The sequence below is a fragment of the Aeromicrobium sp. Leaf291 genome (genome assembly GCF_001423365.1).
GTDB lineage: Bacteria > Actinomycetota > Actinomycetes > Propionibacteriales > Nocardioidaceae > Aeromicrobium.
Genome location: NZ_LMNM01000001.1, coordinates 1,544,137 through 1,563,147, shown reverse-complemented (window position 1 = coordinate 1,563,147; position 19,011 = coordinate 1,544,137). Strand labels below are relative to the sequence as shown.

The window sequence follows — 19,011 nt, the reverse complement described above, 5'->3', positions numbered from 1 at the left end:
GTAGCGTGGTCCGTGCCGACCCCAGCGAGCCCGACCCCGAGGAATCCATGAGCAACCAGCCCTGGTGGCGCCACGCCGTCATCTACCAGGTGTACCCCCGGTCGTGGGCCGACGCCGACGGCGACGGCATCGGCGACCTGCCCGGCATCACCTCCCGGCTCGAGCACCTCGCCGACCTCGGCGTCGACGCCCTGTGGCTGTCGCCTTTCTACGTGTCCCCGCAGAACGACGCCGGCTACGACGTCGCCGACTTCCGCGACGTCGACCCGCTGTTCGGCACCCTCGACGACTTCGACGCCCTCGTCGAGCGAGCCCACGGACTCGGTCTTCGGGTGATCGTCGACGTCGTGCCGAACCACTCCTCGAGCGAGCACCCCTGGTTCCAGGCGGCGCTCGCCGCCGGCCCCGGCAGCCCCGAGCGGGCGCGGTACGTCTTCCGGCCCGGCAAGGGCACCGTCGGCGCCGAGCCGCCCAACAACTGGACCTCGAACTTCGGAGGTCCGGCCTGGACACGCGTCACCGAGGCCGACGGCACCCCCGGCGAGTGGTACCTGCACCTGTTCGACGTCACGCAGCCCGACTTCGACTGGACCAACCCCGAGGTCCGCGAGGAGCTGCTCTCGGTGCTGCGCTTCTGGCTCGACCGCGGTGTCGACGGGTTCCGCATCGACGTCGCGCACGGCCTGATCAAGGCCGACGGCCTTCCCGACGCCGACCTGCTGCTCGACACCGTCGGCAGCCACACGCGCCTGCTGCCGATGTGGGACCAGCCGGAGGTGCACGACGTCTACCGCAGCTGGCGCACCCTCGTCGAGGGCTACGCCGGGTCGCTCGCCGACCTGTGGGGCCAGGACGACGACCGGATGCTCTGCGGCGAGGCGTGGGTGGAACCCGCGCACGCGCTCGCGCAGTACGTGCGTCCCGACGAGCTGCACCAGACGTTCAACTTCTCGTTCCTGCTGACGCCGTGGGACGCCCCCGCCCTGCGCGACGCGATCGGCCGGTCCCTCGAGAGCGCCGCCGACGTCGGCGCCCCGCAGACCTGGGTGCTCTCGAACCACGACGTCGTGCGGCACGCCACGCGGCTGGGTCGCTCCGACGCCACCCGTGTCGTCGACACGGAGGGCATCGGCCCCGACGACGAGCAGCCCGACGCGGAGCTGGGCCTGCGCCGGGCCCGCGCGGCGACCACCCTCATGCTCGCCCTCCCGGGGTCGGCCTACCTGTACCAGGGCGAGGAGCTGGGCCTGCCCGACGCCACCGAGCTCCCCACCGACGTGCTGCAGGACCCCACCTGGGAGCTCTCGGGCCACGAGCGACGAGGGCGCGACGGCTGCCGCGTGCCCGTCCCGTGGGAGTCCACCGGCCCGTCGCTCGGCTTCGGCCCCGAGGGCGAGCCGTGGCTGCCGCAGCCGTCGGCCTACGCGGACCTGGCGCCTGCCCGCCAGCGCGGCGTCGAGGGCTCGACGCTCGAGCTGTACCGCACGCTGCTGCGACTGCGGCGCGAGCTCGACCTGGGCACGCGGTCGCTCGCGTGGATCGAGGACGGTGACGACCACGGCGTGGAGCACGTCGACGGACTGCTGTCGTTCGCGCTCGTCGCCAGCGGCGGCGACGTGGTGGCGACCGTCCACACCAACGTGTCGTCGGTGCCGGTCCCACGGCCTCCGGGTGAGCTGCTCGTCTCCAGCGGCGAGGTCGCCGACGACCACCTGCTCGCCGACACCACGGTCTGGCTCCGCCCCCACCCGGCCTGATCGCGACCGGGGCGACCCCGGGGTTGCGCCCCCGACGGCACCGTCCTACGTTGATGACTCCCGTGTGGCACCGGTCACGTCGGGGACGGAGGGAAAGGGGACCCGACCCATGGCGACCACGCGACGTCGGACGGCGGTGATGGTCGCGAGTCTCGCCCTCGGCTCCTCGCTCCTCGCCGCCTGTGGCGGATCCGAGGGCAAGCCCACGCTCAACTGGTACATCAACCCGGACGGCCAGGACACCCTGAACAAGCTGGCCGAGGACTGCAGCACCGACGACTACGACATCGCCATCCAGCTGCTCCCGGCCAGCGCCACCGACCAGCGCACGCAGCTCGCGCGCCGGCTCGCCGCGGGTGACAGCTCCACCGACCTCATGAGCCTCGACCCGGTGTTCGTCCCCGAGTTCGCCAACGCAAAGTGGCTGAAGCCGTTCGAGGGCGACCTCGCCGACCAGGTGCTCGACGACGACGTCCTCAAGGGTGCGGCCGAGACCGTCACCTGGAACGACCAGGTCGTCGCCGCGCCACAGTGGGCCAACACGCAGGTCGTGTGGTTCCGCAAGTCCCTCGCCGAGGCCGCCGGGCTCGACATGAGCCAGCCGGTCACCTGGGACCAGGTCATCGACGCGGCCTCCGAGGAGGGCGGCACCGTCGGCGTGCAGGCCAACCGCTACGAGGCGTACGTCGTGTGGATCAACTCGCTCATCCAGGGCGCCGGAGGCAACATCCTCGACCCCGACACCGTCGAGGACGGCCGCGACGCGAAGGTCACGATCGACTCGGCGGCCGGCAAGGACGCCGCTGCGGTCATCGAGAAGCTCGCCGACTCCCCCGCAGCCCAGCCCGACCTCACCACCTCGAACGAGGGCACGAGCCTCGGCCAGATGTTCCCCGAGAACGGTCCCGGTGAGTTCATGACCAACTGGACCTTCGTCTACAAGAACTACGAGGGACTCATCGGCAAGCCCGGTGGCCCGAAGGACGAGCAGGAGTTCGAGGACCTCGGCTGGGCCCGGTACCCGCAGACCGTCGAGGGCGAGGAGTCCCGGCCGCCGATCGGCGGCATCGACATCGGCGTCGGCGCGTTCTCCAAGCACCCCGACTTCGCGCAGGAGGCCGCCGTCTGCGTCACGAACGCCGAGGCGCAGTCGGCCCTGGCCGTCAACGAGGGCCTCATGCCGTCGCGCCAGTCGGTCTACGACTCCGCCGAGCTCAAGGAGGCCTACCCGGCCGACCTGCTGCAGCTCTACAGCGAGAGCGTCGACACCGGCGGCCCGCGCCCCAAGAGCGCCTTCTACAGCCAGGTCTCGAGCGCCATCCAGTCCCGCTGGCACTCGCCCCGCTCGGTGAGCCCGGACTCGACGCCGAAGCAGTCGGCCGACTTCCTGACCGCGATCCTCCGAGGGGAGGCACTCCTGTGAGCACCGCCACCGCCCCCAAGAAGGCCCCGAAGAAGTCCGCGAGCAAGCCCGTCGCGTCGGACCGCGCCAAGGCGGAGAGCCGCCTCGCGCTGTACCTCGTGGCCCCGGCCGTCGCACTGATGCTGCTGGTCACCGCGTTCCCGATGCTGCGCGCGCTCTACCTGTCGCTGTTCAGCTACTCGCTCACCGCTCCCGACGACCGTGAGTTCGTGGGCCTGGCCAACTACGGGACCGCCCTGACCGACCGGCTGTTCTGGATCGACACGGCCAACACGGTCGGCATCATGATCATCACCGTGGCGTTCGAGCTCGTCATCGGCTTCGTCTTCGCCATGGTCATGCACCGGCTGATCTTCGCCCGCGGCCTCGTCCGCACGTCGATCCTCATCCCCTACGGCATCATCACCGTCGTCTCGGGCTTCGCGTGGCAGTTCGCGTTCTCCAACACGAACGGCTTCGTGAACGGCTGGATCCCCTTCCTCGGCGACGACTTCACGTGGTTCGCGGAGTACCAGACGTCGATGGTGGCGATCATGGTCTCGGAGATCTGGAAGACGACGCCGTTCATGGCGCTGCTCCTGCTCGCCGGCCTCGCGCAGGTCCCCGAGGACATGCTGGAGGCGGCCAAGGTCGACGGGGCCACGTGGTGGCAGCGGCTCTGGAAGGTGATCCTGCCGAACATGCGGGCGGCGATCATGGTGGCCGTGCTGTTCCGCGCGCTCGACGCCTACCGCATCTTCGACAACATCTTCGTCATGACCGCCGGTGCCAACAACACCGAGTCGATCTCGTTCCTCACCTACCGGCAGGTGATCGAGCAGTTCCAGCTCGGCATCGGCTCGGCCCTCTCGGTGCTGCTGTTCCTGTCGGTGCTCGTGGTGGCGTTCGTGATCGTCAAGGTGTTCCGGGTCAACCTCGCGGACGCACGGCAGGAGGGCTGACATGAACAAGAACGCTGCGACCCGCATCGGCACGCTCGTCGGCTTCGTCGCCATCATGATCTGGTGCCTCCTCCCGGTGGCCTGGATCATCTCGCTGTCCTTCAAGAGCCAGGAGGCGGTCACCAACGGCAGCCCCGGCTTCTTCCCCTCCAGCGGAGGTGGCGCAGGCTGGCAGAACTACGCCGACGTCATCGCCGACGAGCAGTTCCGTCGGGCGATCTTCAACTCGATCGGCATCTCGCTCATCGCGACCCTGCTCTCCGTCGCCCTGGCCACGCTCACCGCCTACGCGGTCGCGCGGCTGGAGTTCAAGGGCAAGCGGTTCGTGCTCACCACCGCCCTCGTCATCGCCATGTTCCCCGTGGTCTCGCTCGTCGGGCCGCTGTTCGACATGTGGCGCACGCTCGGGATCTACGACACGTGGCCCGGCCTCATCATCCCCTACATGAGCTTCACCCTCCCCCTCGCGATCTGGACGCTCTCGGCGTTCTTCCGCGAGATCCCGTGGGAGATGGAGCAGGCCGCGCAGGTCGACGGGGCGACCTCGTGGCAGGCCTTCCGCAAGGTCATCGTCCCGCTCGCGGCACCCGGTGTGTTCACCGCCGCGATCCTGACGTTCTTCTTCGCGTGGAACGACTTCGTGTTCGGCATCTCGCTGACGTCCACCGAGAACGCACGACCCATCCCCGCGGCACTGTCGTTCTTCGTCGGTGCCGACCCGTTCAACCGGCCGGCGTCCCTGCTGGCCGCGGGTGCCGTGGTCGCGACGATCCCGGTCATCCTCCTCGTCCTCTTCTTCCAGCGAAAGATCGTCGCGGGCCTCACCGCCGGCGCAGTGAAGGGTTGATCCCATGGCCACCATCGAGATGAAGAACATCGTCAAGAAGTACGGGGACGGCTTCCCCGCCGTGAACGACATCAGCATCGACGTCGAGGACGGGGAGTTCCTGATCCTGGTCGGCCCGTCGGGCTGCGGGAAGTCGACCCTGCTGCGCATGATCGTGGGTCTGGAGGACATCAGCTCCGGCGACATGATCATCGACGGCGACCGGGTCAACGACCTGGCACCGCGCGACCGCAACCTGGCCATGGTCTTCCAGAACTACGCGCTCTACCCGCACCTGACGGTCTACGAGAACATCGCCTTCCCGCTGCGCCTGAAGAAGGTGCCGGAGAAGGAGATCGACGAGAAGGTCCGCCAGGCCAGCAAGACGCTCGACCTCGACGAGCACCTCGAGCGCAAGCCCGGCAACCTCTCCGGCGGCCAGCGCCAGCGCGTGGCCATGGGTCGTGCCATCGTGCGCGACGCCAAGGCGTTCCTGTTCGACGAGCCGCTGTCGAACCTCGACGCCAAGCTGCGTGGCCAGATGCGCACCGAGATCGCGCGCCTGCAGAAGCAGCTCGGCATCACGACCGTGTACGTGACGCACGACCAGACCGAGGCGATGACGCTCGGCGACCGCGTCGCGGTCATGAAGCGCGGGATCCTGCAGCAGCTCGCCTCCCCGCGCGAGCTGTACGAGCAGCCGGTCAACCTCTTCGTCGCCGGCTTCATCGGCTCGCCGCCGATGAACTTCCTGCCGGCCACTGTGGAGGACGGGAAGATCACCTTGCCGTTCGGCACCTTCCCGCTGCCCGCCGACAAGGCCGCGCGCGCCGAGGGCAAGGGCCTCATGCTGGCCGGCATCCGCCCCGAGCACTTCGAGGACGTGTCAGTGCTGAAGGACGAGGCCGACTCCTCGCGCACGTTCGAGGCGCACATCGACGTGCGGGAGTGGCTCGGCGACCAGCAGTACGCCTACGTGCCCTACGACGCCGACGCCACCACGCAGGACCAGCTGCGCGAGCTCGCCCGCGAGGCCGACAGCGAGTCGCTGCGCACGCAGCTGGTCGTCTCGCTCGACGCCGCCAGCAAGATCACCGACGACGACAACACGGTGCTGTTCATCGACACCGACAAGCTGCACCTGTTCGACCCGACGAGCGGGGAGAACCTCACCGTCGGTCTCTAGCCCCGTGCCGCGTCCGGCCGGTCACGACCGGTCGGACGGGCGGGGAGGCTGGGCCTTCCGGCGGCGCTTGCGCACGGCCTCGAGCACCTCGGCGTTCCACTCGTGCTCGCGGATGAGCCGGTACCGCTCCCCCGCGACCCGCAGGTAGGCCGCGGCAGGTCGCTCGTCGTCGCCGCGCACCCCGGCCTCCTCGATCATGGCCACGACCGGCTCGAACTCCTCGGCGTACCAGCGGCTCGCCATGGTCGCCTTGTCCATGTAGGCACCCTCGGCGTGCATGGTGCGGGTGGCCCAGGCCTCCACGGTCTCGGCCAGGTAGCCGTAGTCGAAGGGGTCGTCGAAGGCCACCGCGGCGCGCGCCTCGCCGGTGAACGGCACCCGCTCCAGCATCAGTCGGCGCCAGTGCTTGAGCTCGAGGTCGCTGCGTCCCTCGACCCCCACCGGCCTCAGGAACGTGTCGACGACGGTCACCCGCGCCTCGATCAGCTTCAGGCCGAGGCTGCGGGCCACCGAGACGCGGTGGTGGCCGTCGCGCACGTAGTACTGGTCGCCCACCTGGTAGACCTCGATCGGCGGGATCACCTCGCCGGTGCGGCTCGCGCGGGCCAGGCGCTCCCAACGCTCGCGGCTGCGCGCCGACGTCGGCCGGAACCGGCGGTCGAAGTCGCGCACCTTGTCGACGGAGCCGACGATGCAGTCCAGCGGGATCACCCGCGTGCCCGCGTAGTGCTCCCCGCGCCGACCGAGCGCCTCCACGACCTCGTCGAAGGACATCGACTGCGCGACGTCGTCGTGGTCGTTGCGCAGCCGTGCCGCCAGCGCCGACAGCACCTGGTGCCGCCGCGCACGCATGAAGTCGCTCTCGGCGTCCACGCGGGGCGATCCGGAGTCACCGACCACGGCGCCCACCTCCGACGACCGCGGCGACGGGTGCGTCGAGCGGCTCGACGTCGATGACCTGCCACGGGATCACGTTGCGCAGCGTGGTGCGGCCGACGTGCCGGTCGCTCTTCTGCAGACCGTAGGGGTGGATGTGGCCGTGCAGGTGCCAGGTGGGCTGCAGCCGGCCGATCACGTCGTGCAGCGCCTCGAAGCCCCGGTGCGGCGGGTCGTCCTCGTCGCCGAGGCCGAACGGCGGGGAGTGCGTGAGCAGGACGTCGACCGGTCGGTCACCGGCCCGTCGCACCAGTCGTCGGGCCCGACGCGCCAGCTGGCGCTGGGTGTACTGGTTGGCCCCCGCGTTGTAGCGGATGCTGCCGCCCAGACCCGCGATGCGCAGACCCGCCGCCTCGACCACCGCGCCGTCGGCGCTGGTGCAGCCGAGGGGCCGGGGGTCGGCCGACGGCATGCCGTCGCCGGTCAGGACGCCCATGAGACCGCTGCGCTGGGTCACGACCTGCGGGTCGTGGTTGCCCGGCACGAACACGACCGGGACGTCGAGGCAGGAGGAGAGGAACTCGAGGTAGTCCCACGGCAGGTCCCCGGCGGCCAGCACGAGGTCCGGCCGCAGCCGTCGCACCTGCGGGTGGTGGATCGACTCCACCACCTCGTCCGCGACCGCGAGCACCTTGACCATGGGTCCACCGTAGGCCGCGCTCCCCCGGGACGCGAGGGTCAGTCGGGGTCGGGACCCTCGGCGGCCCACCGGGCCTTGTCGGCCTCGATGCGTCGGCCGAGCAGGAAGGCGCTGGCCCAGAGCAGGGCGAACATGCCGCCGACGAAGAACATGACCGGCACGAGGAAGCCCAGGGCGACGACCGCCACCTGCAGGACGTGGCCGACGACGTAGCCCGACGGCTTGCGCAGCATGCCGGCCGTCAGGATGCACAGCACCGCGAGCCCCAGGCCGAGCGTGAGCGCCAGTCCGGCCGGCACGTCCTCCACGGAGATCATCACCGGGACGCTGAGTCCGAGGAGGATCGCCTCGAACGTCAGCATCGCCGCACACATGCCCCTCATGCCCCACCTCCGACTGCCCCGGCACCCAGCAGCACCCGCGCCTCGCCGGCGGTGACGACCGACCCGATCACGATGACGCCGCCGCTGCCGATCGCCTCCTCCATGCCCGCACCGGTCTCGGCCATCGAGATCGCGCGGACGAGGGCGTCGTCCAGGCCCCGCTCCACGGTCACCCGGTCCTCGCCGAAGACCTCCTCGGCCAGCTCGCCGAGCTCGTCGGCCCGCATGGCACGCGGCAGGCTGTTCTGGGTGCACACCACGTGGGCCAGCACGGGCTCGAGCTCACGGAGCATCTCCTCGACGTCCTTGTCGGCCATGACGCTGACGACACCGACGAGCGGGCTGAAGGTGAAGGAGTCCTGGACCGCCTCGAGCGCAGCGCGGACGCCGTGCGGGTTGTGCGCGGAGTCGACCAGCACGGTCGGGCTGCGCCGCACGACCTCCAGCCGACCGGGCGAGGTGACCTCGCCGAACGCCGACCGCACCAGGTCGCCGTCGAGCTCGGCACCGACGAACGCCTCGACCGAGGCCAGCGCCACGGCGGCGTTCTGCGCCTGGTGCGCACCGTGCAGCTGCAGGAGGACGTCGTCGTAGCGGGCGTTGAGGCCCTGCAGGCTGATCTGCTGCCCGCCGACGGCGTTGAGCCGGTCGGCGACCCCGAAGTCGACGCCCTCGCGCAGCGCCGTGGCCCCGACCTCCATGCTGCGGCGCATGAGGACGTCGAGCACCTCGGGCTCCTGGGCGGCGAGCACGGCGTGGGCGCCCGGCTTGATGATGCCGGACTTCTCCAGCGCGATGTCGACCGCGCGGTCGCCGAGGTAGGCGGTGTGGTCGACGGCCACGGGCGTGACCACGGCGACGCGGCCGGTCGCCACGTTGGTGGCGTCCCACGCACCCCCCATGCCGACCTCCACCACCGCGGCGTCGACCGGCGCGTCGGCGAAGGCCGCGTACGCCATGGCGACGGTGAGCTCGAAGAACGAGATCGGGTGCGGCTGGCTGTCGTCGACGACCTGGGCGTAGGCGGCCACGTCGGCGAAGGCCTCGACGAACTGCTCCTCGGTGAGCGGCTCGCCGTCGAGGCTGATCCGCTCGGTCATGCTCTGCAGGTGCGGGCTGGTGAACCGCCCGGTGCGCAGGTCGAGCGCCCGCAGCAGCGCGTCGATCATCCGCGCCGTCGACGACTTGCCGTTCGTGCCGGTGAGGTGGACGACGGGGTAGGCGTCCTGCGGGTCGCCGAGCAGACGGCACAGGGCGGTGATGCGCTCGAGCGACGGCTCGAGCCTGGTCTCGGGCCAGCGGCCCAGCAGGGCGGCCTCGACCTCGGCGTAGGTGGGGTTCATCCCCGCCAGTATCCCAGGCCGTGCCGCGCGTGCCGACCGCGTGGACCCAGTCGGCCCGGGTGAGCGGATCGGGGATCTCCCTGATTCCACGCGCCCCCCTCTGTCCGCCATGATGAGAGGGCTGCGGCGCCGGTCGTGCACCCCACCCCCCAGGAGCATGCGCATGAACCACCGGATCAGTGGTTGGATCGCCCACCGTCGAGCCAAGTGGCTCGTGCTGGTCGTCATGCTCGTCGCCCTGGGCGGTCTGGGCTCGTTCGGCTCGAAGCTCGCCGACGTGCAGGAGAACGACGTCGCCTCCTTCCTGCCCGCGGAGGCGGAGTCGACGCAGGTCATCGCGAAGGCGACCCAGTTCGCCGACCCCGACGTGATCCCGGCCATCGTCCTGCTCGTGCGGGAGGACGGCCCCCAGCCCGACGACCTCGCGCGGCTCGAGACCCTGAAGACCGATATCGCGGCGATCCCCGAGGTGACCGGCGACATCGTGGGCCCGATCCCGTCCGAGGACGGTGTCGCCGCGCAGCTGGTGGTCAGCCTCAGGATCGACCCCGACACCGGCTGGGAGCGCCTGCCCGACGTCGTCGACGAGCTGCGCACCGCCGCGGAGGACGGCGCCGGCGGGGCCGACGTCTACGTGGCCGGCCCTGCGGCGCTCGGCGCGGACCAGGCGAAGGCCTTCGCCGGGATCGACGGCATCCTCCTCCTCGCGGCGATCTCGGTCGTGGTCGTCATGCTGCTGCTGACCTACCGCAGTCCGATCCTGTGGATGATCCCGCTCGTGTGCGGCGTGCTCAGCGTGTTCGCCGCCCAGGGCGTCGTGTACCTGCTGGCGAGGTACGCGGACCTCACGGTCAACGGCCAGAGCGCGGGCATCCTGTCCGTGCTCGTGCTCGGCGCCGGGATCGACTACGCGCTGCTGCTCGTGGCCCGCTACCGCGAGGAGCTGCGCAACACCGAGGACCGTCACGAGGCCATGGCGCACGCCTTGCACCGCGCCGCCCCGGCCATCCTCGCGAGTGGCAGCACCGTGGTCGTCGGCCTGCTGTGCCTAATGCTCGCCCAGATGAGCTCGACGTCCGGGCTGGGACCGGTCGCCGCCGCGGGCATCGTCGTCTCCCTCGTCGTGATGCTCGTCCTCCTCCCCGTGCTGCTCGTGGTGTTCGGCCGTTGGGTCTTCTGGCCCTTCGTGCCGCGCTTCGGCGACCCGCAGCCCGCCGAGCGCGGCATCTGGGGTCGGGTGGGTCGGCGCATCGCGCACCGCCCGCGCACCGTGTGGGTGGTGACGACCCTCGTCCTGGGCGCCTTCACCCTCGGCGTGGTCCAGCTCGACGCCGACGGACTCTCGAACGCCGAGTCGTTCACCACCGAGCAGCCGTCCATCGTGGCCGAGGAGAAGCTGGCAGAGCACTTCCCGGGGGGCGCCGGTGACCCGGTGCAGGTCGTGGCCGACGCCGGCGCGGGCGAGGCGGCCGCTGCGGCGCTCCAGGACGTGCAGGGCATCTCGCCGGACACCGTGACCGAGCCGGTCGCGCAGGGCGACATCGCCTACGTCGAGGGCACCCTCGAGGCGGCGCCGGACTCCACGAGCGCGTTCGAGACGATCGACCGGGCACGCGACGCGCTGGCCGACGTGCCGGGAGCCCTCGTCGGTGGCACCACGGCGATCAACCACGACGTGCAGGAGGCCTCGGCGGCCGACAACCGGCTCATCATCCCGATCATCCTGGTGGCCGTGCTCCTGATCCTGGCCCTGCTGCTGCGGGCGCTGGTCGCGCCCCTGGTGCTGCTGGCCACGGTGGTGCTCTCGTTCGGCGCGGCCCTGGGCATCAGCGCCCTCGTGTTCCGCCACGTCCTGGGCTTCGAGGGGGCGGACTCGTCGCTCCCGCTGTACGCCTTCGTCTTCCTCGTGGCGCTGGGCATCGACTACAACATCTTCCTCATGACCCGCGTCCGGGAGGAGGCGCTCCTGCACGGCACCCGGCGGGGTGCGCTCATCGGGCTGGCCGCCACCGGAGGCGTCATCACGTCGGCCGGCCTCGTGCTGGCCGGCACGTTCGCCGCCCTCGGGTCCCTGCCGATCGTGTTCCTCGCCGAGCTCGGGTTCGCCGTGGCCCTCGGCGTGCTGCTCGACACGATCATCGTGCGGTCGGTGCTGGTGACGGCCCTGAACCTCGACCTCGGCCGCTGGATGTGGTGGCCGAGCGCGCTGTTCCGCACCGACGGCGGGCACGTGAGCGGCGCCCCCGACCACGCGGTCGCCCACCACGCCGCTGACCCGGCCCATCCAGCGGACCCCCTGGCCGAGGGGCACCCCTCCCCCGAGCACCGCGCCTAGGCCTGATCGGTCACACCTGGCGGCCGTGCCCTGCCCGGGTTCGCCGGACCGGTCGGCGCGGGTCAGTCGTCGGGCGCCTCGGAGACGAGGCCGGCGCCGGTGGCCGGGTCGAAGGGCACCGACTCGTGCTGGTGGACGATGCGCCACGCGCCGTCCACGCGCCGACAGACCAGGGTGCTGCGCACCCACATGTCCACCTCGGCACCGTCGTGCAGGCGGCCGCTCACGTGGTACCGGAAGGCGCAGTACCCGACGTCGTCGGCCCCACCCACGTGCAGGTGGTGCACCTCGTACCCGGGACCGACGGCGTAGGACGCCAGCCACGCGCCGAGGCCGTCCGCCACGGCCGCGGTCCCCCGCGTCTCGGCCGGCGGGAGGACCGGGTAGCTGACCACCTCGGGATCGTGGGCGTCGACCAACGTCCTGCTGTCACGCTCGGCCACCGCGCGCACGCGGTCGGCGATGAGCTGGCGGAGCTCGTCCTCGATCGATGTCAGGGCCATGCCACCACCGTGCGCCCTCCCGCCCTGCGCCACAACCCGACGCCGCGCAGACCCCCGGCGGGCCGTTCGCCGCCCACGGCCCGGCACCCCCGCTGCACCATCGGCCGCCCACGGCCCGGCACCCCCGCTGCACCATCGGCCGCCCACGGCCCGGCACCCCTGCCAGGGCCCGGGCTCCTAGACTGTCCTCTCGTGACCACTGCAGCGAACCGCGTCCCGGCCAAGCCCGCCCTCGAAGGACTCGAGGAGCGCTGGAGCCAGGTATGGGCCGAGCAGGGCACCTACACGTTCGACCGCTCCGCCGAGCGGGCCGACGTCTACTCCATCGACACGCCTCCCCCGACCGTGTCGGGCTCGCTGCACGTGGGTCACGTGTTCAGCTACACCCACACCGACGTGGTGGCGCGCTTCCAGCGGATGCGCGGCAAGGAGGTCTTCTACCCGATGGGGTGGGACGACAACGGCCTGCCGACCGAGCGCCGGGTGCAGAACTTCTACGGCGTCCGCTGCGACCCCTCCCTGCCCTACGACCCCGACTTCACGCCGCCTGCGAAGCCCGATCCCAAGAAGCAGGTGCCGATCAGCCGACGCAACTTCATCGAGCTGTGCAACGAGCTCGTGGAGGAGGACGAGAAGGTCTTCGAGAAGCTGTGGCGCACGCTCGGCCTGAGCGTCGACTGGTCGCACCAGTACACGACCATCGGCGCCGACGCCCAGACCGCCAGCCAGCGCGCGTTCCTGCGCAACGTGGGTCGCGGCGAGGCCTACCTGCAGGACGCCCCGACCCTGTGGGACGTCACGTACCAGACCGCCGTCGCGCAGGCCGAGCTCGAGGCCCGCGACTACCCCGGCGCCTACCACCGCGTGACCTACCAGCACGCGTCCGGCCCGATCGTCGTCGAGACCACGCGGCCGGAGCTCACGGCCGCCGCGGTCGCGATCATCGCCCACCCCGACGACGAGCGCTACGCGCACCTCTTCGGCAGCACCGCGGTCTCACCGCTGTTCGGCGTCGAGGTGCCGATCATCGCCAGCCCGCTCGCCGACCCCGAGAAGGGATCCGGCATCGTGCACTGCTGCACGTTCGGCGACCTGACCGACGTCCAGTGGTGGCGCGAGTTCCAGCTGCCCAACCGCACCGTGATCGGCCGCGACGGCCGGTTCCTGCGCGAGACCCCGGAGTGGGTCGCCGGCGGCCCCGGCGAGACGTTGTGGACCGAGCTGGCCGGCAAGACCGTGTTCTCGGCCCGCGAGCTCGTCGTGCAGGCGCTGCGCGACAGCGGCGACCTCGACGGCGAGCCGCAGCCCACCCAGCGCGTGGCCAACTTCTACGAGCGCGGCGACAAGCCGCTCGAGATCGTCTCGACCCGTCAGTGGTACATCCGCAACGGAGGTCGCGACGCGGACCTGCGCGCCGCGCTGATCGCCCGGGGTGACGAGATCGACTGGACGCCCGGATACATGCAGTCGCGCCTCACCAACTGGATCGAGGGCCTCAACGGCGACTGGCTGGTCAGCCGTCAGCGGTTCTTCGGCATCCCGTTCCCCGTCTGGTACCGCCTCGACGCCGACGGCGAGCCCGACTACGACGACCCGATCTTCGCGGCTGAGGACACCTTGCCCGTCGACCCGGCGTCGCAGGCCCCTCCCGGCTTCGAGGAGTCGCAGCGCGGTGCGGCCGGTGGGTTCGTCGGCGACCCCGACGTGCTCGACACCTGGGCGACGTCGTCGCTGACCCCGCAGATCGCCTGCGGGTGGGAGCGCGACGCCGACCTGTTCGCGCGGACCTTCCCGATGGACCTGCGCCCCCAGGCCCACGACATCATCCGCACGTGGCTGTTCGCCACCGTCGTGCGCTCGCACCAGGAGTTCGGCTCCGTGCCGTGGACGCACACGGCGATCTCGGGCTTCGTTGTCGACCCCGACCGCAAGAAGATGAGCAAGTCCAAGGGCAACGTCGTCGTGCCTGACGAGATCCTCGACAAGTACGGCGCGGACGCCGTCCGCTGGCGTGCCGCGCTGGCGCGTCCCGGCTCGGACTCCCCCTTCGACGAGACCCAGATGAAGGTCGGCCGGCGGCTGGCCATGAAGGTGCTCAACGCGAGCAAGTTCGTCCTCGCCGCACCCGAGGACTACGGCCTGGGTGCCACCGCGGCCGACCTCGACGCCGCGCGCGTGACCGAGCCCCTCGACCGCTCCGTGCTCGCCGGGCTCCGCGGCGTCGTGGAGCAGGCCACCGCCCACTTCGAGGCCTACGACTACTCCTCGGCCCTCGAGGTCGCCGAGAAGTTCTTCTGGGACTTCTGCGACGACTACCTCGAGCTGGTCAAGGAGCGCGCCCGCCAGGAGTCGCCGGCCGGGGAGTCCGCCCGCGCCACGTTCGTGCTGGCGCTGTCGACGCAGCTGCGTCTCCTCGCGCCGTTCCTGCCCTACGTGACCGAGGAGGTCTGGAGCTGGTGGCAGGAGGGCTCGGTGCACCGTGCGGCGTGGCCGACCACCGACGACGTGACCGTCGACGGCGACCCGGCGCTGCTCCCGGCCGCCGCCCAGGCGCTGGCCGGCATCCGCGGGGCGAAGTCGACCGCGAAGGTCAGCCAGCGCACCGAGGTGACGGCCGTGACCGTCCGCGGGCCCCAGGCCGCGCTCGACCTGGTGCTGCAGGCCGTCGACGACGTGAAGGCGGCCGGTCGGGTGACCGGCGAGCTCGCCACGGAGACCGCCGACGGCACCACCGAGGTCGTGGCCGACGCCACCCTCGCCGAGACCGAGTAGCGCGCCGACTCCGCTCCTTCCCTTCCCCGGGTGACCGGTGAGGGTGGGGCGGGCGTGGGTCAGCGCGACTCGAGCGTCTCGAAGGCGATGCCGTTGCGCTGGAGGCGCTCGATGAGCGGGCGGCCCATCGCCACGGCGGTCGTGGTCTGGCCGGCGACCTTCGGAACGTCGTCGAACGCCAGGCACAGCGCCGACTCGCTCAGCATCTTGGCGGTCTCGTCGTAGCCCGGGTCGCCGCCGCTGACCTGCGTGACCACCCGCTTGCCACCACCCTCGCCGACGAGACGGAGCTTGAACCAGGACGAGGCGCGCTTCTCGGGGCTGGGGCCGTCACCCTGGGCACGCAGCTTCAGCAGCGCCTTGCGGGTGGGTGCCAGCTGCGCGCCGGCGAGCAGGACGCCCGCGCCGGCGACCGTGCCGGCCAGCATCGGCAGCCGCTTGAACTGGGCGAAGTGGGAGTAGGAGAACTCCGGGCCGTAGCGCTCCAGGGCTCGCGCCGAGCGCAGCACGACCTGCGGGTCGATGGTGGGCAGCGGCAGGGCCCAGCCCTTGCCGTCGGCCCCGCGGCCGATCTTCCCTCCGCCGCGGATCTTCCGGCCCTGGGGCCGGGCCTCCGCGGCCTTGCGCTGCTTGGCGGTGGCGCCGGCCTGGCGGATCCGCGCGAAGGCCCCGAGCGCCGAGTGGTAGGTGCCGCCCGACGCCGTGCCGCCGGCCCGGATGTAGCCCTTGACGTCGAGGGGGACGCCCTCGGGAAGCTGCTCGACCGTGAAGAGCACGCCGAGGTCGTACGGGATGGAGTCGAAGCCGCACGCGTGCACGAGCGTCGCGCCGGTCCTCACGGCGGTCTCGTGGTGCGCCAGCCAGGTGCGGTCGACGAACTCCGGCTCCCCGGTCAGGTCGACGTAGGCGATGCCCGCCTCGGCCGCGGCCTTCACCGCGGGGTCGCCGTGCTGCACGTAGGGGCCGACGGTCGAGATGAGCACGCGCGTGCCCTCGGCCATCGCCCGCATCGAGGCGGGGTCGGAGACGTCGGCCAGGACCACGTCGGGCGCGACTCCGCCCGCCGCCTCGACCTCGTCCACGACGGCCTGCAGCTTGGCGGCGCTGCGACCCGCCACGGCCCAGGTCCCACCCTCGGGCAGGTGCGTGCCGAGGTAGACGGCGGTGAGCGTGCCGGTGAACCCGGTCGCCCCGAACAGGGTGATGTCGACGGTCATGCCCCGACCCTAGCCACCGTCGCGTACCGGCGGTACGCGAGCGGTCAGGAGCGGACCGTCAGGAGGCCTTCTTCGCGACCTCGTCGCGGCTGAGGACCGTGGGGCCCTCCTCGCCGCGCACCGTGGCGCCGGTGACGACGACCTTGGCGACGTCGTCGCGGGAGGGGATGTCGTACATGACCGGCTGCAGCACGTGCTCGATGATCGAGCGCAGACCACGGGCACCGGTGTCGCGGGCCAGCGCCAGGTCGGCCATGGCCTCGCAGGCCTCCTCGGTGAACTCGAGCTCGACGTCGTCGATCTCGAACAGCCGCACGAACTGCTTGGTGAGCGCGTTGCGCGGCTCGGTGAGGATGGACACGAGGGCCGGCTTGTCGAGCTTGTCGACCGCGGCGATGACCGGCAGGCGGCCGATGAACTCGGGGATGAGGCCGAACTTGAGCAGGTCCTCGGGCAGCACCTGGGAGTAGACCTTCTCCGGCTCGGCCGGCGTCTTCTCGGGCATGCCGCCGACGTTGAAGCCCAGCCCGACCTTGCCGCTGCGCTGCTCGATGATCTCCTCGAGGCCCGCGAAGGCGCCGCCGACGATGAACAGCACGTTGGTGGTGTCGATCTGGATGAACTCCTGGTGCGGGTGCTTGCGACCGCCCTGCGGCGGCACCGAGGCCGTGGTCCCCTCGAGGATCTTGAGCAGCGCCTGCTGCACGCCCTCGCCCGACACGTCGCGCGTGATGGACGGGTTCTCGGCCTTGCGCGAGATCTTGTCGACCTCGTCGATGTAGATGATCCCCGTCTCGGCCTTCTTGACGTCGTAGTCGGCGGCCTGGATGAGCTTGAGCAGGATGTTCTCGACGTCCTCACCCACGTAGCCGGCCTCGGTGAGGGCGGTGGCGTCGGCGATGGCGAACGGGACGTTCAGCATGCGGGCGAGCGTCTGCGCGAGGTAGGTCTTGCCGCAGCCGGTGGGCCCGACCATGAGGATGTTGGACTTCGCCAGCTCCACGGCGTCGTCCTTGGGACGACCGGTCGCGGCCTGCGCCTGGACCCGCTTGTAGTGGTTGTACACCGCCACCGCGAGGTTCTTCTTGGCGTTGTCCTGGCCCACGACGTACCCGTTGAGGAACTCGAAGATCTCCTGGGGCTTCGGCAGCTCACCGAGGCTCAGCTCGGCACCCTCGGCCAGCTCCTCCTCGATGATCTCGTTGCAGAGGTCGATGCACTCGTCGCAGATGTACACGCCGGGTCCGGCGATGAGCTTCTTGACCTGCTTCTGGCTCTTGCCGCAGAACGAGCACTTCAGCAGGTCAGCGGTCTCACCGATGCGTGCCACAGGTGCACTCCTCTTCCGTCACGACGTCGGGGACGAGCTGGTGTCGTCGCCCTCACACTACAAGCCCGGCGGACCGTCCACCGGGGGTTCGGCCGACGCCGCCGCGTGTCGTCCACGGGTGGCGGCATCGGCCGGAGCCTCAGGCGGCGGGGACCTTGAGGGTCTCGAAGATCCCGTCGATGATGCCGTACTCCTTGGCCTGGTCGGCCGTGAGGATCTTGTCGCGCTCGACGTCCTTGCTGACCTCCTCGGGCGTCTTGCCCGTGGCGTCGGAGATCATCTTCTCCATCAGCTCGCGCATGCGGAGGATCTCGTTGGCCTGGATCTCCAGGTCGGAGATCTGGCCGCCCGTGCCCTCGGTGTAGGGCTGGTGGATGAGGATGCGGCTGTTCGGCAGGGCGTAGCGCTTGCCGGGGGTGCCGGCGGCGAGCAGCACGGCGGCGGCCGAGGCGGCCTGGCCGAGGCAGACGGTCATCACGTCGGACTTGAGGTACTGCATCGTGTCGTAGATGGCCGTCATGGCCGTGAAGGAGCCGCCCGGGCTGTTGATGTACAGCTGGATGTCGCGGTCGGCGTCCATCTGCTGCAGGCAGAGCAGCTGCGCCATGACGGCGTTGGCGACGTCGTCGCTGATGGGCGTGCCCACGAAGATGATGCGGTCCTCGAAGAGCTTGGCGTAGGGGTCGATGCGGCGGAACCCGTAGGAGGTCCGCTCCTCCCACTGCGGGATGTAGTAGCTCATGCCTTCTTACCCACTTCCTGGGCGCTCTTGATGACCTGGTCGATGAAGCCGTAGTCCTTGGCCTGGTCGGGGGTGAACCAACGGTCGCGGTCGGCGTCGGCCTCGATCTGCTCGATCGTCTGGCCGGTGTGGACCGACTGCAGCTCGTTGAGCTGCTTCTTGAGCAGGATCGACTGCTGGGCCTGGATCTTGATGTCCGAGGCCGAGCCGCCGATGCCGCCGGAGGGCTGGTGCATCATGATCCGCGCGTGCGGGAGCGCGTAGCGCTTGCCCGGTGCACCGGCCGCGAGCAGGAACTGCCCCATCGACGCGGCGAGGCCCATGGCCACGGTGGCGACGTCGTTGGAGATGAACTGCATCGTGTCGTAGATGGCCATGCCCGAGTCGACCGAGCCGCCCGGGCTGTTGATGTAGAGGAAGATGTCGGCGCCCGGGTCCTCGGCGTTGAGCAGCAGCATCTGCGCGCAGATCGCGTTGGCGTTCTGGTCGCGCACCTCCGAACCGAGGAAGATGATGCGCTCGCGCAGCAGGCGCTGGTAGATGTGGCCGTCGAGGTCGGACGGGCCGACGTCGGTGCCGGCCATGCCCTGCACCGACTGAGCCTGGCCCGTCGGGCCCTGGGTGGTGGCGTCTGGTGTGTTCACGTTGTCGACCCTAGAGGGCGAGCGGTCGCGAGA

The 19,011-nt window shown here is 70.8% G+C and carries 16 protein-coding genes; 7 read left to right on the top strand and 9 right to left on the bottom strand.

Annotation, left to right across the window (positions count from 1 at the left end; all coding sequences use genetic code 11):
• Positions 1-47 precede the first annotated feature (47 nt).
• From ASF35_RS07755 to ASF35_RS07735, 5 genes are all read left to right on the top strand, one after another.
• A complete protein-coding gene (locus tag ASF35_RS07755; protein WP_055965110.1) occupies positions 48-1,757 on the top strand; it encodes a glycoside hydrolase family 13 protein in 1,710 nt (569 codons plus the stop codon).
• A 109-nt stretch (positions 1,758-1,866) separates the two neighbouring features.
• Positions 1,867-3,180 (top strand): extracellular solute-binding protein, encoded by a 1,314-nt coding sequence (locus ASF35_RS07750; RefSeq protein WP_055965107.1) that lies wholly within the window; start codon positions 1,867-1,869, stop codon positions 3,178-3,180.
• Positions 3,177-4,121: a carbohydrate ABC transporter permease gene (locus tag ASF35_RS07745; protein WP_055965104.1), complete on the top strand. Its 945-nt coding sequence runs from the start codon at positions 3,177-3,179 to the stop codon at positions 4,119-4,121. Before ASF35_RS07750 ends, ASF35_RS07745 begins: the two co-directional genes overlap by 4 nt.
• A 1-nt stretch (position 4,122) precedes the next feature.
• The gene (locus ASF35_RS07740; protein ID WP_055965099.1) at positions 4,123-4,968 is read left to right on the top strand and encodes a carbohydrate ABC transporter permease; all 846 of its coding nucleotides are present in this window, start codon (positions 4,123-4,125) and stop codon (positions 4,966-4,968) included.
• A 4-nt stretch (positions 4,969-4,972) separates the two neighbouring features.
• Complete coding sequence (locus tag ASF35_RS07735; protein WP_082481966.1) at positions 4,973-6,133, top strand: ABC transporter ATP-binding protein; 1,161 nt, start codon at positions 4,973-4,975, stop codon at positions 6,131-6,133.
• 21 nt (positions 6,134-6,154) lie between these two features.
• Here ASF35_RS07735 and ASF35_RS07730 read toward each other — a convergent pair whose 3' ends face one another.
• From ASF35_RS07730 to ASF35_RS07715, 4 genes are read right to left on the bottom strand one after another with little or no spacing between them, the layout of a single operon-like run.
• The gene (locus ASF35_RS07730; protein WP_200914501.1) at positions 6,155-7,033 is read right to left on the bottom strand and encodes a ParB N-terminal domain-containing protein; all 879 of its coding nucleotides are present in this window, start codon (positions 7,031-7,033) and stop codon (positions 6,155-6,157) included.
• The gene (locus ASF35_RS07725; protein WP_055965095.1) at positions 7,023-7,709 is read right to left on the bottom strand and encodes a metallophosphoesterase; all 687 of its coding nucleotides are present in this window, start codon (positions 7,707-7,709) and stop codon (positions 7,023-7,025) included. The genes ASF35_RS07730 and ASF35_RS07725 overlap by 11 nt, the downstream gene beginning before the upstream one ends.
• 38 nt (positions 7,710-7,747) lie before the next feature.
• Positions 7,748-8,092: a DUF4233 domain-containing protein gene (locus ASF35_RS07720; RefSeq protein WP_055965092.1), complete on the bottom strand. Its 345-nt coding sequence runs from the start codon at positions 8,090-8,092 to the stop codon at positions 7,748-7,750.
• Entirely contained in the window at positions 8,089-9,435 is a 1,347-nt protein-coding gene (locus ASF35_RS07715; RefSeq protein ID WP_055965088.1) for a folylpolyglutamate synthase/dihydrofolate synthase family protein, read from the bottom strand. Before ASF35_RS07715 ends, ASF35_RS07720 begins: the two co-directional genes overlap by 4 nt.
• A gap of 163 nt (positions 9,436-9,598) precedes the next feature.
• Between ASF35_RS07715 and ASF35_RS07710 the strand changes: the two genes are divergently transcribed.
• Positions 9,599-11,770, top strand: a complete 2,172-nt coding sequence (locus ASF35_RS07710) for an MMPL family transporter (RefSeq protein ID WP_082495400.1) — start codon at positions 9,599-9,601, stop codon at positions 11,768-11,770.
• Between the two features lie 62 nt (positions 11,771-11,832).
• On the opposite strand, the gene ASF35_RS07705 is transcribed toward ASF35_RS07710, so the two are convergent.
• Entirely contained in the window at positions 11,833-12,273 is a 441-nt protein-coding gene (locus ASF35_RS07705; RefSeq protein ID WP_055965085.1) for a nuclear transport factor 2 family protein, read from the bottom strand.
• Between the two features lie 192 nt (positions 12,274-12,465).
• On the opposite strand from ASF35_RS07705, the gene valS reads away from it, so the two are divergent.
• Positions 12,466-15,045 carry a valine--tRNA ligase gene (valS, locus tag ASF35_RS07700; RefSeq protein ID WP_055965082.1) on the top strand — a complete coding sequence of 860 codons (2,580 nt, stop codon included), beginning with the start codon at positions 12,466-12,468 and terminating at the stop codon, positions 15,043-15,045.
• A gap of 59 nt (positions 15,046-15,104) precedes the next feature.
• On the opposite strand, the gene ASF35_RS07695 is transcribed toward valS, so the two are convergent.
• From ASF35_RS07695 to ASF35_RS07680, 4 genes are all read right to left on the bottom strand, one after another.
• Positions 15,105-16,262: a trans-acting enoyl reductase family protein gene (locus tag ASF35_RS07695; protein ID WP_055965079.1), complete on the bottom strand. Its 1,158-nt coding sequence runs from the start codon at positions 16,260-16,262 to the stop codon at positions 15,105-15,107.
• A 58-nt stretch (positions 16,263-16,320) separates the two neighbouring features.
• Positions 16,321-17,592 (bottom strand): ATP-dependent Clp protease ATP-binding subunit ClpX, encoded by a 1,272-nt coding sequence (clpX, locus tag ASF35_RS07690; RefSeq protein ID WP_055965075.1) that lies wholly within the window; start codon positions 17,590-17,592, stop codon positions 16,321-16,323.
• 139 nt (positions 17,593-17,731) lie between these two features.
• Positions 17,732-18,334, bottom strand: coding sequence for an ATP-dependent Clp protease proteolytic subunit (locus ASF35_RS07685; protein WP_055965072.1), 603 nt, complete (start codon positions 18,332-18,334; stop codon positions 17,732-17,734).
• A complete protein-coding gene (locus ASF35_RS07680) occupies positions 18,331-18,918 on the bottom strand; it encodes an ATP-dependent Clp protease proteolytic subunit (protein ID WP_055966357.1) in 588 nt (195 codons plus the stop codon). The genes ASF35_RS07685 and ASF35_RS07680 overlap by 4 nt, the downstream gene beginning before the upstream one ends.
• Positions 18,919-19,011 lie beyond the last annotated feature (93 nt).